Raw genomic sequence first — 18,203 nt, forward strand, 5'->3', positions numbered from 1 at the left:
CACCGCGTCCAGGGCCCCGCGCGGGGCGGGGCGGCCGGAGGAGACGGTGCGGCGGCCGGGGCGGTACGCGGCGGGGTCACGATCTGGTTTCGGCCACCTGTCAAGGGGTTGTCAAGACGTCGTGTAATCGATTCCAATCCCTCGTGTAATCGATTCCACAAGGAGGTGGCATCGGCGGTGGCAAGCGTTGGCATCAAAGACGTCGCGGCCCGGGCGGGCGTGTCCGTCGCGACGGTGTCACGGGTCCTGAACGGGCACGCGTCCGTCAGCCCCGCGGCCCGCGGCCGGGTCCTCGAGGCCGTGGAGGCGCTCGGATACCGGCCCAACGCGCTGGCCCGGTCGCTGCGCACCGATCAGACGCGCACGCTCGGCCTGATCATCAGCGACGTCCTGAATCCGTACTTCACCGAGCTGGCCCGCTCCGTCGAGGAGGAGGCCCGGGCGCTCGGCTACAGCCTCATCTTCGGCAACGCCGACGAGCGGCCCGAGGTCCAGGACCACCACGTCCGCACCCTCCTGGACCGCCGCATCGACGGGCTCCTCGTCTCTCCCGCCGACGGCGGCTCCCCGCTGCTCCTGGACGCCGCGCGCGCGGGCACCCCGATGGTGTTCGTGGACCGCTGGATCGCGGGCGCGGACGTGCCCGTCGTACGGGCGGACGGGCGCGGCGCGGTGCGCGACCTGGTGGCCCATCTGCACGGGCTCGGGCACCGCAGGCTCGCCATCATCGCGGGCCCCGCCGCCACGACCACCGGCAGCGAGCGCGTGGCGGCCTTCCGCGAGGCGCTCGCGGAGTACGGCCTCGAGCTGCCCGCCGCGTACGTCGGGCAGGGCGACTTCCAGGCCGCGAGCGGGCGCCGCGCCACCGAGCGCTTCCTGGCCCTGCCGACGCCGCCCGACGTCGTCTTCGCCGCCGACAACCTGATGGCGCTCGGCGCGCTCGACGCCATCCGCGCGCGCGGGATGCGCGTTCCGCACGACATCGCGCTCGCCGCGTTCGACGACATCCCGTGGTTCGTGCACACCGACCCGCCGATCACGGCGGTCGCCCAGCCGACCGGCGAGCTCGGCCGGGCCGCCGTCCGGGCCCTGGCCGACCGCATCGAGGGCCGCCCGGCCCCGTCCGTGACGCTGCCCGCGCGCCTGGTCGTCCGCCGCTCCTGCGGCGAGGCGGCCCCGCCTGGGCCCCCTGCCGAAGAGACCTCCGCTGGAAGGAGCAACCAGTGAGCCACGACGAGGAGTTGCTGCGCGTCGAGGGCATCCGCAAGGCGTTTCCCGGCGTGGTGGCGCTCGACGGCGTCGACTTCGACCTGCGCGCGGGCGAGGTGCACGTGCTGCTCGGCGAGAACGGCGCGGGCAAGTCCACGCTGATCAAGATGCTGTCCGGCGCCCACCAGCCCGACGCGGGGCGCATCCTGGCCGGGGGCGAGGAGGTCCGCGTGCACGGCGCGCAGGACGCCGAGCGGCTCGGGATCGCCACCATCTACCAGGAGTTCAACCTCGTCCCCGACCTGACGGTCGCCGAGAACGTCTTCCTGGGCCGCCAGCCCCGCCGCTACGGCCTGATCGACCGCAAGAAGATGGAGGCCGACGCGGCCGTGCTCCTCGCGCGCGTGGGCGTCGACGTCTCGCCGCGCGCCCGCTGCCGCGACCTCGGCATCGCCCGCCTGCAGATGGTGGAGATCGCCAAGGCGCTGAGCCTGCACGCGCGCGTGCTCATCATGGACGAGCCGACGGCCGTGCTGACCGCCGAGGAGGTGGAGAAGCTCTTCACCCTCGTGCGCGCCCTGCGCGAGGACGGCGTCGGGATCGTCTTCATCACCCACCACCTGGAGGAGATCGCCGCGCTCGGCGACCGCGTGAGCGTCATCCGCGACGGCAGGAGCGTGGGCCAGGTGCCCGCCGACACGCCCGAGGACGAGCTGGTCCGCCTGATGGTGGGGCGCTCCATCGAGCAGCAGTACCCCAGGGAGCGGCCCGCGCTCGACGACGGCGGCGACGTGCCGTTGCTGAAGGTGCGCGGGCTCACCCGGCGGGGCGTGTTCCACGACGTCGGCTTCGAGGTGCGCGCCGGTGAGGTCGTCGGCGTGGCCGGTCTCGTGGGGGCGGGGCGCACCGAGGTGGCGCGGGCCGTCTTCGGCGCCGACCCCTATGACGCGGGCTCGGTGGAGGTCGAGGGCAGCCCGGTGCCCCCGCACGACGTGTACGCGGCGATGACCGCCGGGATCGGGCTCGTGCCGGAGGACCGCAAGGGCCAGGGCCTGGTCCTCGACGCGTCCGTGGCGGACAACCTGGGCCTGGTGACGCTGCGTTCGGCGACCCGCGCCGGGCTCGTGGACCGGGCCGGGCAGAGCGCGGCGGCGGAGCGGATCGCCGGGCAGCTCGGGGTGCGCATGGCGGGCCTGCACCAGCACGTGCGCACGCTGTCCGGCGGCAACCAGCAGAAGGTCGTCATCGGCAAGTGGCTCCTTGCCAAGGCGCGGGTGCTGATCCTCGACGAGCCGACGCGCGGCATCGACGTCGGCGCGAAGGTCGAGATCTACCAGCTCGTCAACGAACTCACGGCGGCCGGGCACGCCGTCCTGATGATCTCCAGCGACCTGCCCGAGGTGCTCGGCATGAGCGACCGGGTCCTGGTGCTGGCCGAGGGCCGCCTCGCGGGCGAACTGGCCGCCGCGGACGCGACGCAGGACGCCGTGATGGCGCTGGCCGTCGGCAGCGCCGCCGCCCTTGAAACGCCCATCGAACAGCACGACACCGCCCCTGCGGGGGACGCGGAGGAGGGTTCCCGTGGCAACCACTGACACCCGTCCGGGCAAGCCGGGCAGCGACGCCACCGGCGGCGCGAGCGGCCTCGACCTGCGGCGGCTGCTGCTCGACAACGGGGCGCTGACCGCGCTCGTGGCCCTGGTGGTGGCGATGTCGCTGCTGTCCGGCGACTTCCTGACCACGCAGAACTTGCTGAACGTCGGCGTGCAGGCGGCCGTGACGGCGATCCTCGCGTTCGGCGTCACCTTCGTCATCGTCTCCGCGGGCATCGACCTGTCGGTCGGTTCGGTGGCGGCGCTCTCGGCGACGGTCCTGGCCTGGTCGGCGACGAAGGAGGGCGTGCCCGTCTGGATCGCGGTGCTCCTGGCCGTCGCCACCGGCATCGCCTGCGGCCTCGTCAACGGCGTGCTCGTCTCGTACGGGAAGCTGCCGCCGTTCATCGCGACGCTCGCGATGCTGTCCATCGGCCGCGGCCTGTCCCTGGTGATCTCGCAGGGCAGCCCGATCGCGTTCCCGGAGTCCGTGTCCCGCGTCGGTGACACGCTCGGCGGCTGGCTGCCGGTGCCGGTGCTCGTGATGGTCGCGATGGGCCTGGTGACGGCGCTGATCCTGGCGCGTACGTACATCGGCCGCTCCATGTACGCGATCGGCGGCAACGAGGAGGCGGCGCGTCTTTCGGGGCTGCGCGTCAAGCGGCAGAAGATCGCGATCTACGCCCTGTCCGGCCTGTTCGCGGCCGTCGCGGGCATCGTGCTCGCGTCCCGCCTGGTGTCCGCGCAGCCGCAGGCCGCGCAGGGTTACGAGCTGGACGCGATCGCCGCGGTCGTCATCGGCGGGGCGAGCCTCGCGGGCGGCGTCGGCAAGGCGTCGGGCACCCTGATCGGCGCGCTGATCCTGGCGGTGCTCCGCAACGGCCTCAACCTCCTTTCGGTGTCGGCGTTCTGGCAGCAGGTGGTGATCGGTGTCGTCATCGCGCTCGCGGTGCTTCTCGACACGGTGCGCAGGAAGGCCGGGGCCGCGGCAGGCACGCCGGGGGGCAGTACGTCATCGGGCGCGGGCGGCAAGGGGCCGCAGGCGTTGAAGTACACGGTCGCGGCGGTGGTCGCGGCGGCCGTCATCGCGGCGGTGTCGCTGTGGAACCCGGGCGGTTCGGGCTCGTCGAAGAAGGTCGGCCTGTCCCTGTCCACCCTGAACAACCCGTTCTTCGTGCAGATGAAGGAGGGCGCGCAGGCCGAGGCCAGGAAGGCGGGCGTGGACCTGACCGTCACCGACGCCCAGAACGACGCCTCCCAGCAGGCCAACCAGCTGCAGAACTTCACCAGCGGCAACATGAAGGCCGTCATCGTCAACCCGGTCGACTCCGACGCCGTCGGCCCGGCCGCGCGGGCCGCCAACAAGGCGGACATCCCCGTGGTCGCCGCGGACCGGGGCGTGAACAAGGCGGACGTCGCCACGCTCGTCGCCTCCGACAACGTGGCGGGCGGCAGGCAGGCCGCGAAGGCCCTCGCCGCCGAGCTCGGCGGCAAGGGCACGGTGGTGGTCCTCCAGGGCACGGCGGGCACGTCCGCGAGCCGCGAGCGCGGGCAGGGCTTCGCCGACGGCATCAAGGCGTTCCCCGGCATCAAGGTCGTCGCCAAGCAGCCCGCGGACTTCGACCGCACCAAGGGCCTGGACGTGATGACGAACCTGCTCCAGTCGCACCCGGACGTCGACGGCGTGTTCGCCGAGAACGACGAGATGGCGCTGGGCGCGGTCAAGGCGCTCGGTGGCAAGGCCGGCCATTCGGTGTCGGTGGTCGGCTTCGACGGGACGCCGGACGGCCTGAAGGCGGTCGCGGACGGCACGCTGTTCGCGTCGGTGGCGCAGCAGCCCAAGGAGCTGGGCCGGATCGCGGTGCGCAACGCGATCGCGGTGGCGGACGGCGAGAAGGTGCCGTCGCTGGTGAAGGTCCCGGTGAAGGTGGTCACGGACCGGAACGTGAAGGACTTCCAGTGACGGCGGGGGCGACACGGCCCCGTACGGTGGGAGTTTGACCAGCGTGACCAGGGTGTGTGACCGGTGTGAACAGCGCGAAAGGCAGAACAGGGATGCGTGAGTACGACCTGCTGGTGGTGGGGTCGGCCAACGCCGACCTGGTGACGGCCGTGGAGCGCCGTCCTGGCGCGGGCGAGACGGTCCTCGGCTCGGACCTGGCGGTCCATCCGGGCGGCAAGGGCGCGAACCAGGCGGTCGCCGCGGCCCGGGTCGGGGCGCGGACGGCGCTGCTCGCGCGGGTCGGTGACGACGCGTACGGGCGGCTGCTCCGCGACGCGCAGGAGTCGGCGGGCGTGGACACGTCCGGGGTCCTGGTGGGCGGCGCGCCGACCGGGGTCGCGCTCATCACGGTCGATCCGTCGGGCGACAACAGCATCGTGGTGGCGCCGGGCGCCAACGCGCGCCTGACGCCCGCGGACGTACGGGCCGCGGCGGGCCTGTTCGCGGCGGCGCCGGTGGTGTCGACGCAGCTGGAGATCCCGCTGGAGACGGTGGCCGAGGTGGTCCGGGCGCTCGCGCCCGGGGCCCGTCTTGTCCTGAACCCCTCGCCGCCCGCGCCGCTGCCGCGCGAGGTCCTTGAGGCCTGCGATCCGCTGGTGGTCAACGAGCACGAGGCGCGGGTGGTCCTTCAGGGCGCGGGCGCGCCGGTGCCCGAGGAGCCGGAGGAGTGGGCGGCGGGGCTGCTGGCCCTGGGGCCGCGTTCGGTGGTGGTGACGCTGGGGGCGAAGGGGGCGCTGGTGGCGTGGGCCGGGGGCGCCGAGCGGGTGCCGTCGGTGAAGGTCGACGCGGTGGACACGACGGGGGCCGGGGACGCGTTCACGGCAGCCCTCGCGTGGCGGCTCGGCGCGGGCGAGGACCTGGCGACGGCGGCGCGCTTCGCGGTGAAGGTGGGCGCCCTCGCGGTGACGCGGGCGGGGGCGCAGGTGTCGTATCCGACGGCCGCGGAGGTCGCGGCGCTGTGAAGCGGTCGGGGGTGTTGAACCGTCATCTCGCGGGCGCGCTGGCCGAGCTGGGGCATGGCGACCGGGTGCTTGTGTGTGACGCGGGGCTGCCGGTGCCGGTGGGGCCGCGGGTGGTGGATCTGGCGTTCGTGGCGGGGGTGCCGTCGTTCGCGCAGGTCCTCGACGGGCTCCTTGCGGAGCTCGTGGTGGAGGGCGCGGTGGTGGCGCGTGAGGTGCGGGAGGCGAATCCGGAAGCGGCGGGGCTGTTGGAAGCGCGGTTTCCGGGGGCGCCGGGTCCGTTTCTGGAGCTGGTGTCGCACGACGAGCTGAAGGTGCTTGCGGCGGGGGCGCGGCTCGTGGTCCGTACGGGTGAGGCGCGGCCGTACGCGAATGCGCTGCTCAGCTGCGGCGTGTTCTTCTGACCCGGGGATGACCCGGGGATGACCCGGGGATAGGCCCTTGACCTGCGGCGTTTTGCGTTGGAGGCGTTTTTGGGCGGGATGCGTTTCGAGGGGGCCCGGTCCGTCGACCGGGCCCCCTCGGTTTCCCCACCCTCTGTCCGCGCTCCCCTTGGATCCCCCCAGATCCCCCCTCCGGAGCGCATGACACCCACTACGACCCGTTACCCCCGGGAAGGGTTGCACGGCTCCGGAAAGTTAATCCGGAAGATTTCAGCGGGACGATTTCAGCGTGCCGACGAACCGGGTCGGACGTAGCTTTCCGTACATGAGCGACACCTCATTCGAAGCCGACTCGTTCGAAGCCGACGTCCTCAACGAGCTGGGCGACGACAAGCTCCAGGAGATCGCCTCCGTCCTCGGCACGGACGCGGCCGGAGCGCGGGACGTCGTCGGCACCACGGCCTCCGCCCTGTCCGCGCCCCTCCAGGAGGAGGCGGCGGGCGGTGCGCAGGAGCCGCCGCTGGAGGGCGTCGCGACACTGGGCGGCGGCCTCGGCGGTCTCCTCGGCGGCGGCATGGCGGCCGGGGCGCTCGGCAAGCTGAGCAAGCCGGTGGCAACGGCGGTCTCGAAGAAGACCGGCCTCCCCGTGGCCACGGTGACCCGCGCGATCGACATCCTGATCCCGGTGGTCCTCGCGGTGCTCAGCAAGCGGGCGGCGGGCGGCAAGAAGTAGCGACGGTCACTCCCCTGCCCCCGGCTCCTCTCCGGCTCCGCTACCCCGAACCATCGGTTGCCGTTCAGCCGCTGAATGTCACTGGCGGGCGATAGCCTCGCGCTCATGAAGGAACGGGAATGGACGGAGCGCGCGGCTACGGTCGCGCTGCTGTGGCGTGCCCCGTCGGAAGCCGCCCGAAGACAGCTCACGCAGCGCGCGTTCGAGGTGGAGAGCTCCCTGAGCGTGCTCCGTGCGGAGCTCGGCCAGCCGACCTTGCTGGACGATCCCGTGGACGTGGCCCTCGCCGAAGCCACGGAGCTGATCAGGGCCTGGGAGCGGGACGGCCTCTCCTTGGTGACATTCCTGGAGCCGCGTTACCCGGCCCGCCTTCGAGGCGTGCACGACATGCCCGGGCTCCTCTTCACCGAAGGCTCCGTCATCCCGGACGATCAGGGCATCGCGGTGGTGGGCTCGCGGGAAGCCAGCCGGACCGGGCAGCGGGTGGCGTATCGCATCGCCCAGGAGCTGGCACGGCGCGAGATCACCGTCGTCAGCGGCCTCGCCGCCGGGGTCGACAGTGCGGCTCACCGCGGTGCGCTGGACGCTGGGGGCCGCACGGTCGGCGTGATCGGCACGGGCATCCGCCGCGCATACCCCCCGCAGAATCACGCGCTGCACCGTCAGATCGCCGCATCCGGCCTGCTGCTCTCCCAGTTCTGGCCGGACGCGGCACCGGACCGGCACACGTTCCCGGCTCGCAACGCGACGATGTCCGGCTACTCGCAAGCCACCGTCGTCGTGGAAGCCGGTGAGCAGAGCGGTGCCCGCATCCAGACCAGACAGGCGGTGGAGCACGGGCGGCCGGTGATCCTGCTACGGAGCGTCGTCGACAGCACCCAGTGGGGCGCGGAGTACGCGCGGCGGCCGGACGTCCACATCGCCGAGTCGGAGGAAGGCGTGCTCGCCCACGTGGACGGGCTGCTGGCCCGCCCCGGCCACCTGGATGAGCTACTCGGCCGTCTGGCGGCCGGCCGGTGACGGAATCCGATCTGCACAAGCAGTTACGGCCGTTGATCAGGGACCGCCTCGGAGCCCTCATGCGCAACCCGGTACGAGAGCGGGGCATCACCTGTACGACCTGCCTGGCGCCCGTGCGACAAGGCTGCCACGTCTGCTGGGAGTGCCGCCGCCACGGACAGAGCGGCTGGCCCCTCGCACACCGGGTCGTCCCCTTGACCTACTCCGTGGAGCAGCGGCAGGCGGACCGCGACATGTACCAGTACAAAGCCTCGGGGTCCCGGTGCCTTGCCGCGGCGAACGACGCCCGGCAGCGGCTGTCACTGCTCATCGCGGGATTCACCCTGTGGCACGCCGACTGCCTCGACGCCGTGGCCCGGCTCCCCGTCACCGCCTTCGTGGTGGTCCCCTCCCTCAAGGGACGCCGAGGACCTCATCCGCTGGAAGCCCTGGGCTCCTACCTCCCTCAGGCGTGGCACCCCGCCGGCCTCCGGGCGGTACTGACGAACCCCGACCGACGTGAGCGCAGAGCCCTGAACCCCGCGCACTTCACCGCACCCGACTCCGCCGAGGTCGGCGGGCGTCACGTCGTGGTCCTTGAGGACACCTGGGTGACCGGCGGCCACGCCCAGTCGGCCGCCGCGGCGTTACGCACCTCGGGTGCTCGCGAAGTGACTGTCCTCGTCCTGGCCCGCCGCCTGGCCGCCGCGTTCCCGCCCAACGTGCCCTTCCTCGCCGAGTACGTGGACGACGGCCAGGAGTACAGCGTCGACACCTGCCCGGTCACGGGCGACTACTGCCCCTGATCTCCCCGTGGCCCGGCCTGCCGCAGCCCGCCCAGCCAGAGGGTGTCCCGGGCGCGCGTCATGGCGACGAACAACCGGCTGCGGGCCAGGTCGTCGTCCATCGAACCGGTGTAGCCCGGCAGCAGGACGTGCTTGAAGTCGAGCCCCTTGGCCTTGACGTACGTTCCCAGCTTCACCGCCGCCACAGGGGTCCCCGTGTACGCGTCGAGCAGGCAGACTGGTGTCCTCGCCTCCTGGAGCACCCGGCGGTAGCGGGCCACCTCGGCGCCGGTCGTGCACAGGACCGCGGTGCCCGCCAAGTCGTCCACGGTACGCACCTCGTCGAGGAGAAGGCCGTCGAGCTCTTCCAGATCGGACGCCGTCGCTGTGGTCACCCGCCCGTCGTGGCAGACGAGTTCCACGTCCCGTCTGCCGTGCCCGGTCGTGCCGTCCAGGTCCTCGAAGGGGACGTCGGCGACCACGTCGAGTGCCCGTTGGAGAATCTGTGGGGCATTGCGGTAGTTCCGGCGGAGCACTTGCCCGCGATCGCCCCGGATGTCGATGCCGATGTCGCCCAGACGGAAGCCACCGGGGTAGATGTTCTGCTGCCCGTCCCCGATGAGCAGCAGCCCGTTGGGGCCGTCCCCGGCAAGAGTGTGGAGGATCTCGATCCCCAGCTGGGGCAGGTCCTGCGCCTCGTCGACGACTATGGAGGTGTAGGGCCCGGGTTCGGGCTCCGCCCGCAGGGATTCCAGGGCCAGTGCGAGGATGTCGTGGAAGTCGTGCGCCCCCTCGCTCGCAAGGCGGCGCTGGTACTCCTCGTACAGCTGCCACACCAGCTCGCGTTCCTCGGCCCTGACCTGGATGTGGCGCCCCCGGCCGCGCCGTCGCACGGCGCGGTAGCGCGCGAAGTCCGTGACCCCACGCCCCTTGATCACATACTCGATCTCATCGCTCCAGTACCGTCCTGAGGCGTCGAGCTGACCGAGGCGGGTGCTCCTGCCCGCCCGCGCCCAGGCCAGGTTGTAGAGCGTCTTCGCCCGGTCGTTGTCGAGCCCGTGCCGCACTCCGCGGGACTTGAGGAGGTCGAGCACGAAGGGATAGAACCTGCGGAAGTCGACCCTGTCCGCGACCCACGGCGCCATCTTCGCGAAGAACGTCTCCTGCACGCGCGGCAGGTTGTTGGCGTACGTTACGTACAGCACACGCCCACTGGTGCGCTGCGCCAGATACGCGGCGCGGTGCAGTCCCACGACCGTCTTGCCGGTCCCCGCCGGGCCGCTGATCCGCGCGGGTCCGGCCCAGTCGCGCCGGACCAAGGGCAACTGGCCGTTGTCGAGGTAGGTCATCCACGCTTCCATGGGCGCCGCGTGGGCCGCCTCCACGGCCGCGTCACGTACCTCTTGGGCGGCGAAGAGCGCCCCTTCGGCATGGTCGCCCGGAGGTTCCTGCGCGTTCAGCCGCCCCGTAGGGAGCGCGCAAGGCTCGTAGTCCTTGAGCGCCCCGGTGAGGTGGTCGGCCAGGTGTCTGCACAAGGTAGGCCTGAAGCGCTGTGCTCCGCTCACCAGCTTCATGAGCCCGCTGATCCCGTCCCCCGTCACGGACAGGCTGAGCGGCACGACGGCCGCGGGCGAGGCGTTGAAGTCGTCCACGGCCACGACGACGGGTTCGGCCGCGACAGCCGACCGCGCCGAGTCCGTCTCCGTCCGTCCGATCGTCAGCGCGAACACGCCTGACGTGGAAACCATGACCGCGTCGAGGACGCGGCCGGGCGGACGTGCCGGCCACTGTCGGTGCACCAGCAATCGGAAGCCACGCATGCTGGACAGCGCCAGCAGATTGGCGAGCACCCGACGCTCGTCGGCTCCCGCTCCCGGCCATTTCTCGTCGGCGTGAGCACGTGCGGAACGCCAGACCCGCAACTCCGTACGGTCCCGGTCCCTGGACAATGAGCCCCCCTTTTCCAATCGCACACTCGATTGCCTGAAGGAGCGAGGCTAGGTCGCGTGACGAAGCCGCGGGCCCGGCTTCCGGACGCCCGTCCAGAAGTGACCTACATTCCGCCACCCGTGGCTTGGACCACGTGTTCCACGTATCGCTCCAGCGTCTCCGCGAGCACCTCCCGGCCGTCCCTCCGCCAGATCTCCTCGTTGAAGAGTTCGACCTCGACCGGTCCGGTGTAGCCCGCCGCCTCCATCAGGCCGCGCCAGTGGCCGAAGTCGACGGTGCCGTCGCCGAGCTGGCCGCGGCCGGTGAGGACGCCGTGGGGCAGGGGCGTGGTCCAGTCCGCGAGCTGGAAGGCGTGCAGGCGCGCCTCGGCGCCCGCGCGGGCCACGGCGGCGGGCGCCCGGTCGTCCCACCACAGGTGGTAGGTGTCCACGCACACGCCCACCTGGTCGGCGGGGAACGGCGCGGCCAGGTCCAGGGCCTGGTCGAGGGTGGAGACGACGCAGCGGTCGGCGGCGTACATGGGGTGGAGGGGTTCGATCGCCAGGCGCACGGCGCGGGCGGCGGCGTAGGGGGCGAGCCCGGTGAGGGCGTCCGCGACGCGGGCGCGCGCCCCCGGCAGGTCACGGGCGCCGGGCGGCAGGCCCCCGGAGACCAGGACGAGCGTGTCGGTGCCGAGGGCCGCCGCCTCGTCGATCGCCGCGCGGTTGTCGGCGAGGGCGCGGGCGCGCTCCGCCGGGTCCTCGGCGGTGAGGAAGCCGCCCCGGCACAGCGTGGTGACGGTCAGGCCCGCGGCGCGCACCAGCTTGGCCGCCGCCTCGACGCCGTACTCCTGTACGGGCCCGCGCCACAGGCCGACCCCCCTGACGCCCAAGTCCGCGCAGGCCGTGACCAGTTCGGGCAGCGACAGCTGTTTGACGGTCATCTGGTTGACGCTGAGGTCACCGGGGGCGTGCGGGCTCGTCATGGGGTCGCTCCGTGGACGGCGAGCAGGGCGCGCAGACGGTGCTCCGCCAGGTCGGGGTCGGGGAACAGGTCCAGGGCCGCGGCGAGTTCGTACGCCCTGGACAGATGCGGCAGCGAGCGTGCCGACTGGAGGCCGCCGACCATCGTGAAGTGCCGCTGGTGGCCCGCGAGCCAGGCCAGGAACACCACGCCCGTCTTGTAGTAGCGGGTGGGCGTCTCGAAGAGGTGGCGGGCCAGCGGGACGGTGGGGGCGAGGATGTCGCGGAAGGCCGCCGTGTCGCCCGCGTCCAGGGCCCGCACCGCCCGTGCCGCCAGCGGGGCCAGCGGGTCGAAGACGCCGAGCAGGGCGTCGCTGTGGCCGTGGGCGTCGCCCGCGATCAGCTCCGGGTAGTGGAAGTCGTCGCCGGTGTAGCAGCGCACGCCCGGCGGCAGGCGGCGGCGCAGCGCCCGCTCGCGGTCCGCGTCCAGGAGGGAGATCTTCACGCCGTCCACCTTGTCCGGGCGCGCGGCGATGACGTCCAGGAGCGTGTCCGTGGCCGCGTCCAGGTCGTGGGAGCCCCAGTAGCCCGCGAGGGCCGGGTCGAACATGGGGCCGAGCCAGTGCAGGATCACCGGCTCGGCGGCCTGGCGCAGCAGGTCGTCGTAGGTGCGCCGGTAGTCGTCCGGGCCCCGCGCCGTCGCCGCCAGGGCCCGGGACGCCATCAGGATCGCCCGCGCGCCGGACCCCTCGACGAGGGCGAGCTGTTCCTCGTACGCCGCGCGCACCTCCCCCGGCGCGGGCGCGGCCTCGGTGAGCTGGTCCGTGCCCGCGCCGCACGCGATGCGGCCGCCCTCCGCCCTGGCCTCCGCCGCCGAGCGCCGGATCAGCTCCGCCGCGCCCGCCCAGTCGAGGCCCATGCCCCGCTGCGCGGTGTCCATCGCCTCGGCCACGCCCAGGCCGTGCGCCCACAGATGGCGGCGGAAGGCGAGCGTGGCGTCCCAGTCGATGGCGGCGGGGCCTTCCGGCGGTACGTCGGCGTGGGGGTCCGCGACGATGTGGGCGGCGGCGTAGATGGTGCGGGTGCGGAAGGGGGGTGGGGGTGGGGTGCGGTTTGTGGGTGGGGTTGCGGTTGTGGGTGGGGTGGGGTCTGTGGGTGAGGTGGCGGTTGTGGGTGGGGTGAGATTTGTGGGTGGGGTGGGGTCTGTGGGTGGGGTGGGGTCTGTGGGTGGGGTGCGTGTCATAGGGAGATCTCCGGTACCTCAAGCCTGCGCCCCTCCGCCGACGACCTGAGGCCGAGCTCCGCCAGCTGCACCCCGCGCGCTCCCGCCAGCAGGTCCCAGTGGTACGGCGCGTCCGCGTACACATGCCTCAGGAACAGTTCCCACTGCGCCTTGAACCCGTTGTCGAACTCCGCGTTGTCGGGGACCTCCTGCCACTGCTCGCGGAACGCGTGCGGCGAGGGCAGGTCCGGGTTCCACACCGGCTTGGGCGTCGTCGCGCGGTGCTGGACCCGGCACGTGCGCAGCCCCGCCACGGCCGAGCCCTCGGTCCCGTCCACCTGGAGCTCAAGCAGCTCGTCCCGGTTCACCCGCACCGCCCAGGACGAGTTGATCTGGGCGATCACCCCGCCGTCCAGCTCGAACACGCCGTACGCCGCGTCGTCCGCCGTCGCGTCGTACGGCTTGCCGCGCTCGTCCCAGCGCTGCGGTACGTGGGTCGTGGCCAGCGCCTGGACGGTGCGCACCCGGCCGAACAGTTCGTGCAGCACGTACTCCCAGTGCGGGAACATGTCGACGACGATCCCGCCGCCGTCCTGCGCGCGGTAGTTCCACGACGGGCGCTGCGCGGGCTGCCAGTCGCCCTCGAACACCCAGTAGCCGAACTCCCCGCGCACGGACAGGACCCGGCCGAAGAAGCCGCCGTCCACCAGGCGTTTGAGCTTGCGCAGGCCCGGCAGGAACAGCTTGTCCTGGACCACCCCGTGCCGGACGCCCGCCGCGTGCGCCCCGCGGGCCAGGTCAAGGGCCGCCGCCAGCGTCGTCGCCGACGGCTTCTCCGCGTACACGTGCTTGCCCGCGGCGATCGCCCGCCGCAGCGCGTCCTCCCGCGCGGACGTCACCTGCGCGTCGAAGTAGATGTCGACCCTGGGGTCGGCCAGGACCGCGGCCAGGTCCGTCGACCAGTGCGCCAGGCCGTAGCGCTCGGCGAGGGCGCGCAGCGCCGTCTCCCTGCGGCCCACCAGGATCGGCTCCGGCCACAGCGCCGTGCCGTCACCCAGGTCGAGACCCCCCTGCTCGCGCAGCGCCAGCAGGGAGCGGACCAGATGCTGGTGGTGACCCATGCGTCCGGTCACGCCGTTCATGGCGATGCGGACCGTCCTGCGTGTCACGTGAGTTCCTCCCTGGGGCCGGGGATTGCTCTGACGGTGAACTGGAACGCGGGGTGGGGAGTGGGGCGGGAGGGGGCGGGTCCGCTTCGATCCGCCTTCCCGATGAGGCGTAGCAAGCGCTTTCTATGGGGGAGAAAGTAGCCTGCGGACAACGTTCGTACAAGACCGGAGGACCACTAGATGACCGTGACCCTGGCGGACGTGGCGGCCCGCGCCCAGGTGTCCCCCGCCACCGTCTCCCGTGTACTGAACGGCAACTACCCCGTCGCCGCCGCTACGCGCGAGCGCGTGCTGCGGGCCGTCGACGAGCTGGACTACGTCCTCAACGGGCCCGCGAGTTCACTCGCCGCCGCCACCTCCGACCTGGTGGGCATCCTCGTCAACGACATCGCCGACCCGTTCTTCGGGATCATCGCCGGTGCCGTGCAGTCCGAGATCGTGGGTCCGGGCGGGCGGGCCGGGGGCGAGCGCATGGCCGTCGTCTGCAACACCGGCGGCTCCGCCGAGCGCGAGCTGACCTACCTCACGCTGCTCCAGCGCCAGCGCGCCGCCGCCGTGGTCCTCACCGGCGGCGCCAGCGAGGACCCGGAGTACGCGGCCGCCATCGCCACGAAGCTGCGGCGGCTCGGGGACGCGGGGTCCCGGGTGGTCCTGTGCGGGCGGCCCCCGGTCGAGGGCGCGCCGGACGCGGTGGCCCTCACCTTCGACAACCGGGGCGGCGGGCGGCGGCTGACGGAGCATCTGCTGGGGCTCGGGCACCGGCGGCTCGGGTACATCGCCGGGCCCGTCGAGCGGACGACGACGCGGCACCGGCTCGAAGGCCACCTGGAGGCGCTGGCGGCCGCGGGGGTCGCCGAGGATCCCCGGCTCACGCTGCACGGGCCGTACGACCGGCGCTCCGGCTATGACGCCACGCTCGAACTCCTGCGCAGGGACCCGTCGTTGACCGCCGTCGTGGCCGCCAACGACACCGTCGCCCTGGGCGCCTGCGCCGCCCTGCGGGACCGGGGGCTCTCCCTCCCCGGCGACGTGTCGGTCGCCGGGTTCGACGACCTGCCCTTCAGCATCGACGCGGTGCCCGCCCTGACCACCGTGCGGCTGCCGCTGTACGAGGCGGGGGCGCGGGCCGGGCGGATCGCCATGGGGCGCGAGGAGGAGCCGCCCGGCGGGATCGCCACGGTGCACGGGGAGTTGATGGTGCGGGGGTCCACGGGGGTGCCTGGTTCCGGGGGGAAGGCGTGAGCTGTGGATTTCGCCTGCGGCGGGCCTCGGAAGGTTCGTCGGGGCTGGGGCATCGTCGCGGGCTGGTCGTGGGTTCGGTGCCTCCGCCTGGTGCAGGGGCGGGGCCGCGGCGGTATGTCCGTCCTCGCCTTTGTGGGCACCGCCGGACCTCCCGCACCGGCGGTCCGCTGACCGTGCTGCGGGCGGACATACCGCCGCGGCCCCTCGTGTTTCGTCGGCGTCCGGCCGCCGTCCGTGGTCTCGGAGTGTGCGCCCGCGTCGAACGCCACTACGCTCGGCTTCTCTGACTCGGTCAGCGAGGTGTCCCGTGAGTGTGCAGGAGATCCGTTCGTTCAACCGCTTCTACGCGAACCTCATCGGCTCCCTCGACCGTCATCTGTACGCGCCCTACACACTCACCGAGTCCCGCGTCCTGTACGAGCTCGCGCACTCGGCCCGTACCGACGCCGCCGATCTGCGGGCCGCCCTGTCGCTGGACGCGGGGTATCTGAGCCGCATCCTGGCGAAGTTCGAGGAGGACGGCCTGGTCGGGCGGACGCGCTCGGAGCGCGACACGCGGCGGCGGCACGTCACGCTCACGGCGCGGGGGCGGCAGGTCGCCGATCTGCTCGACGAGCGGTCGCGGGGCAGCGTCGGGGCGCTGGTGGCCCGTATGCCCGCGGCCGAGCGGGAGCGGCTCACCGCGGCCATGGCGACCGTGCGGGAGATCCTGACCGGGGCGGGGTCCGTGAGGTGCGGCGAGGACGTGGCGCTGCGGGAGCCCGGGGCCGGGGAGCTCGGGTGGATCGTGCAGCGCAACGGGGCGTTGTACGCGGCCGAGTTCGGGTGGAACGCCGAGTACGAGGGGCTCGTCGCCCAAGTGGTCGCCGACTTCGCGCGCGATCACGCCCCGCACGTGGAGCGGGTGTGGATCGCCGACCTTGACGGGCGGCCCGTGGGGTGCGTGATGTGCGTGCGGGACGAGGCGCCAGGGGCCGCCCGGCTCCGGCTGCTCCTCGTGGAACCCGAGGTGCGGGGGCTCGGCATCGGGCGGCGCCTGGTGCGGGAGGCGATCGGGTTCGCCCGGGAGGTGGGGTACCGGGAGCTGGTGCTGTGGACCAGTGACGTACTGGACTCGGCGCGGGCCCTGTACGCGCGGCACGGATTCGTGATGGTCGACGAGAAGGCCTGCCGTGCCTTCGGCGCCGACCTCGTGGGGCAGACCTGGCGGCTGCCGCTGCGGAGCGAGTCGGAATGATGGGAATGATCGGAATGATTCCCTCCGGGTTTTTTGAGGCGGGGTTGACCCAGGGCGCCCCGGCACTAGGGTCCCGGCCATGAGACTCGCCTTCTCCACGCTCGGCGTGCCCGGCCTGCCCGTCGATGACGTGCTCCGCCTCGCCACCACCCACGGCTACCACGGCGTCGAACTGCGCGCGCACCCCGAGGAACCCGTGCACCCGGGGCTCGGCCTCACCGAACGGGCTGATGTGGCCGCCGCGTTCAAGGCGGCGGGCGTCTCGGTCGTCGGGGTCTCCGGGTACGCCAGGCTCGCCGAGCCCGGCGCTGACGGGCCCGTGCTCGATGAGGTGCGGGAGCTCGTCGCCCTCGCGCGCGATCTCGGCGCCCCGTTCGTACGGGTCTTCCCCGGCGGCGGCGAGCAGCCCCCCGAAGAGGCCGACGCGACCGCCGCCCGGCGGCTCGGCGTCGCCGCCGAACTCGGCGCCGACGCCGGGGTGCGGGTCCTGATGGAGACCCATGACTCGCACCGCACGGGCGCCGACGCCGCCCGCGTGCTCGGCACCGTCGGCCACCGGCACGCCGGGGCCCTGTGGGACCTGATGCACACCTGGCTCGGCGGCGAACAGGTCCAGGAGAGCTTTGCCGCGCTCGGGCCGTATCTGGGATACGTCCAGGTCAAGGACATCGCGAGCGAGGACGACACCACTCCCCTGGCCCTTGGGACGGGCGCCCTTCCGCTCGCCGAGTGCGTCGAACTGCTCAGCCGCGAGGGCTGGGACGGGTGGCTGTGCTGGGAGTACGAGAAGCGGTGGTACGAGGACGCGGCGCCGCTGCCGGAACTCCTTGGCGCGGGGCGGGAGTTGCTTGCCCGGCTGTTGACCGAGGCCGCTTAGGGCCCTGGGAGAAGGACGTCAGGGCCACGCCGCCCACCAGGAGCGCCGCCGCGCACCACTGGGCGCCGCTGACCGACTCGCCCAGGAACAGCGCCGCCGACGACATGCCGAACACCGGGACCAGGAGCGTGAAGGGGGCCACGGTCGACGCGGGGTAGTGGCGCAGCAGATGGCCCCAGGCCCCGAAGCCGAAGACCGTCGCCACCCAGGCCACGCAGAGCAGCGCGGCCACGGCCTGCCAGTCGAGCGAGCGCAGCGCCTCCAGGTCGCGTCCCGGGCCCTCGAAGAGGAGGGACAGGGCGAGCAGGGGAAGCACCGGGACCGTGCTCACCCACACCATGAAGTTCAGGGCGTCCGGGGGCGCCGCCTTGCGGGTGAGGACGTTCGACACGCCCCAGCAGACCGCGGCCGCCACGGTCAGGCCGAAGCCCGTCAGCGGCCCTGACGCGCCCTCGTCGACCGCCGCGACGCCGATGCCCGCGAGGGCCACGGCCATCCCGAGGACGCGGAGGCGCGTGGGGACCTCGCGCAGGACCGCGAAGGCGATGAGCGCCGTGAAGACCGCCTGGACCTGCAGCACCAGGGAGGACAGACCCGGCGGCATGCCCGCGTCCATGCCGATGAACAGCAGGGCGAACTTCCCCACTCCCAGCGCGAGGCCCACCCCGATCAGCCACTTCCAGGCGACCTTGGGGCGGCCCACGAAGAACACGGCGGGCAGCGCCGCGACGAGGAAGCGCAGGGCGGAGAAGAGCAGCGGCGGGAAGTGGTCGAGGCCGATCTCGATGACGACGAAGTTCACGCCCCAGATGGCGGCGATGAGCACGGCTAGGAAGAGGTGGGTGGGACGCATGCGTCGAGGATCACTCGGCGGGAGCGTGTAGCACCAGCGCCAATTTCTTC

The 18,203-nt window shown here is 72.8% G+C and carries 14 protein-coding genes and 2 pseudogenes; 11 read left to right on the forward strand and 5 right to left on the reverse strand.

Annotated elements, in window-relative coordinates; translation table 11 throughout:
- Window positions 1-177: 177 nt before the first annotated feature.
- The 8 genes from AC07A4_RS09365 to AC07A4_RS09400 all read left to right on the forward strand — a co-directional run bounded on the left by AC07A4_RS09365 (window position 178) and on the right by AC07A4_RS09400 (window position 8,683).
- On the forward strand, window positions 178-1,227 hold the full coding sequence (locus AC07A4_RS09365) for a LacI family DNA-binding transcriptional regulator (RefSeq protein ID WP_478595194.1): 1,050 nt from the start codon (window positions 178-180) through the stop codon (window positions 1,225-1,227).
- A complete protein-coding gene (locus AC07A4_RS09370) occupies window positions 1,224-2,804 on the forward strand; it encodes a sugar ABC transporter ATP-binding protein (RefSeq protein ID WP_478595197.1) in 1,581 nt (526 codons plus the stop codon). The genes AC07A4_RS09365 and AC07A4_RS09370 overlap by 4 nt, the downstream gene beginning before the upstream one ends.
- A gap of 55 nt (window positions 2,805-2,859) precedes the next feature.
- Window positions 2,860-4,764: an ABC transporter permease/substrate-binding protein gene (locus AC07A4_RS09375; RefSeq protein WP_478595923.1), complete on the forward strand. Its 1,905-nt coding sequence runs from the start codon at window positions 2,860-2,862 to the stop codon at window positions 4,762-4,764.
- A gap of 92 nt (window positions 4,765-4,856) precedes the next feature.
- A complete protein-coding gene (locus tag AC07A4_RS09380) occupies window positions 4,857-5,765 on the forward strand; it encodes a ribokinase (protein ID WP_478595199.1) in 909 nt (302 codons plus the stop codon).
- Window positions 5,762-6,166 carry a D-ribose pyranase gene (gene rbsD, locus AC07A4_RS09385; protein ID WP_478595202.1) on the forward strand — a complete coding sequence of 135 codons (405 nt, stop codon included), beginning with the start codon at window positions 5,762-5,764 and terminating at the stop codon, window positions 6,164-6,166. The genes AC07A4_RS09380 and rbsD overlap by 4 nt, the downstream gene beginning before the upstream one ends.
- Window positions 6,167-6,470: 304 nt before the next feature.
- A complete protein-coding gene (locus AC07A4_RS09390) occupies window positions 6,471-6,878 on the forward strand; it encodes a DUF937 domain-containing protein (protein WP_478595205.1) in 408 nt (135 codons plus the stop codon).
- A 105-nt stretch (window positions 6,879-6,983) separates the two neighbouring features.
- Window positions 6,984-7,898, forward strand: coding sequence for a DNA-processing protein DprA (locus tag AC07A4_RS09395; protein WP_478595207.1), 915 nt, complete (start codon window positions 6,984-6,986; stop codon window positions 7,896-7,898).
- A 194-nt stretch (window positions 7,899-8,092) separates the two neighbouring features.
- Entirely contained in the window at window positions 8,093-8,683 is a 591-nt protein-coding gene (locus AC07A4_RS09400) for a hypothetical protein (RefSeq protein ID WP_478595208.1), read from the forward strand.
- On the opposite strand, the gene AC07A4_RS09405 is transcribed toward AC07A4_RS09400, so the two are convergent.
- The 4 genes and pseudogenes from AC07A4_RS09405 to AC07A4_RS09420 all read right to left on the reverse strand — a co-directional run bounded on the left by AC07A4_RS09405 (window position 8,671) and on the right by AC07A4_RS09420 (window position 13,944).
- Window positions 8,671-10,410 carry a UvrD-helicase domain-containing protein gene (locus tag AC07A4_RS09405; protein ID WP_478595210.1) on the reverse strand — a complete coding sequence of 580 codons (1,740 nt, stop codon included), beginning with the start codon at window positions 10,408-10,410 and terminating at the stop codon, window positions 8,671-8,673. The two genes, AC07A4_RS09400 and AC07A4_RS09405, sit on opposite strands and share 13 nt — an antisense overlap.
- 305 nt (window positions 10,411-10,715) lie before the next feature.
- On the reverse strand, window positions 10,716-11,576 hold the full coding sequence (locus tag AC07A4_RS09410) for a sugar phosphate isomerase/epimerase family protein (RefSeq protein WP_478595213.1): 861 nt from the start codon (window positions 11,574-11,576) through the stop codon (window positions 10,716-10,718).
- Window positions 11,573-12,697 (reverse strand): annotated as a pseudogene (locus AC07A4_RS09415) (dihydrodipicolinate synthase family protein); the annotation flags it as partial. The pseudogene AC07A4_RS09415 and the gene AC07A4_RS09410, both read right to left, overlap by 4 nt.
- Window positions 12,698-12,792: 95 nt before the next feature.
- Window positions 12,793-13,944 carry a Gfo/Idh/MocA family protein gene (locus tag AC07A4_RS09420; RefSeq protein WP_478595215.1) on the reverse strand — a complete coding sequence of 384 codons (1,152 nt, stop codon included), beginning with the start codon at window positions 13,942-13,944 and terminating at the stop codon, window positions 12,793-12,795.
- Between the two features lie 180 nt (window positions 13,945-14,124).
- Between AC07A4_RS09420 and AC07A4_RS09425 the strand changes: the two genes are divergently transcribed.
- From AC07A4_RS09425 to AC07A4_RS09435, 3 genes and pseudogenes are all read left to right on the forward strand, one after another.
- Window positions 14,125-15,186 (forward strand): LacI family DNA-binding transcriptional regulator, encoded by a 1,062-nt coding sequence (locus AC07A4_RS09425; protein WP_478595217.1) that lies wholly within the window; start codon window positions 14,125-14,127, stop codon window positions 15,184-15,186.
- Between the two features lie 307 nt (window positions 15,187-15,493).
- Window positions 15,494-16,423, forward strand: a complete 930-nt coding sequence (locus tag AC07A4_RS09430) for a bifunctional helix-turn-helix transcriptional regulator/GNAT family N-acetyltransferase (RefSeq protein WP_478595220.1) — start codon at window positions 15,494-15,496, stop codon at window positions 16,421-16,423.
- Window positions 16,424-16,502: 79 nt separating this feature from the next.
- Window positions 16,503-17,213, forward strand: a pseudogene (locus AC07A4_RS09435) (sugar phosphate isomerase/epimerase family protein); the annotation flags it as partial.
- Here the strand turns inward: AC07A4_RS09435 and AC07A4_RS09440 are convergent.
- Entirely contained in the window at window positions 17,167-18,153 is a 987-nt protein-coding gene (locus AC07A4_RS09440; RefSeq protein WP_478595221.1) for an EamA family transporter, read from the reverse strand. The pseudogene AC07A4_RS09435 and the gene AC07A4_RS09440 sit on opposite strands and share 47 nt — an antisense overlap.
- Window positions 18,154-18,203: the final 50 nt, after the last annotated feature.

The organism is Streptomyces sp. NPDC043996, assembly GCF_056435225.1.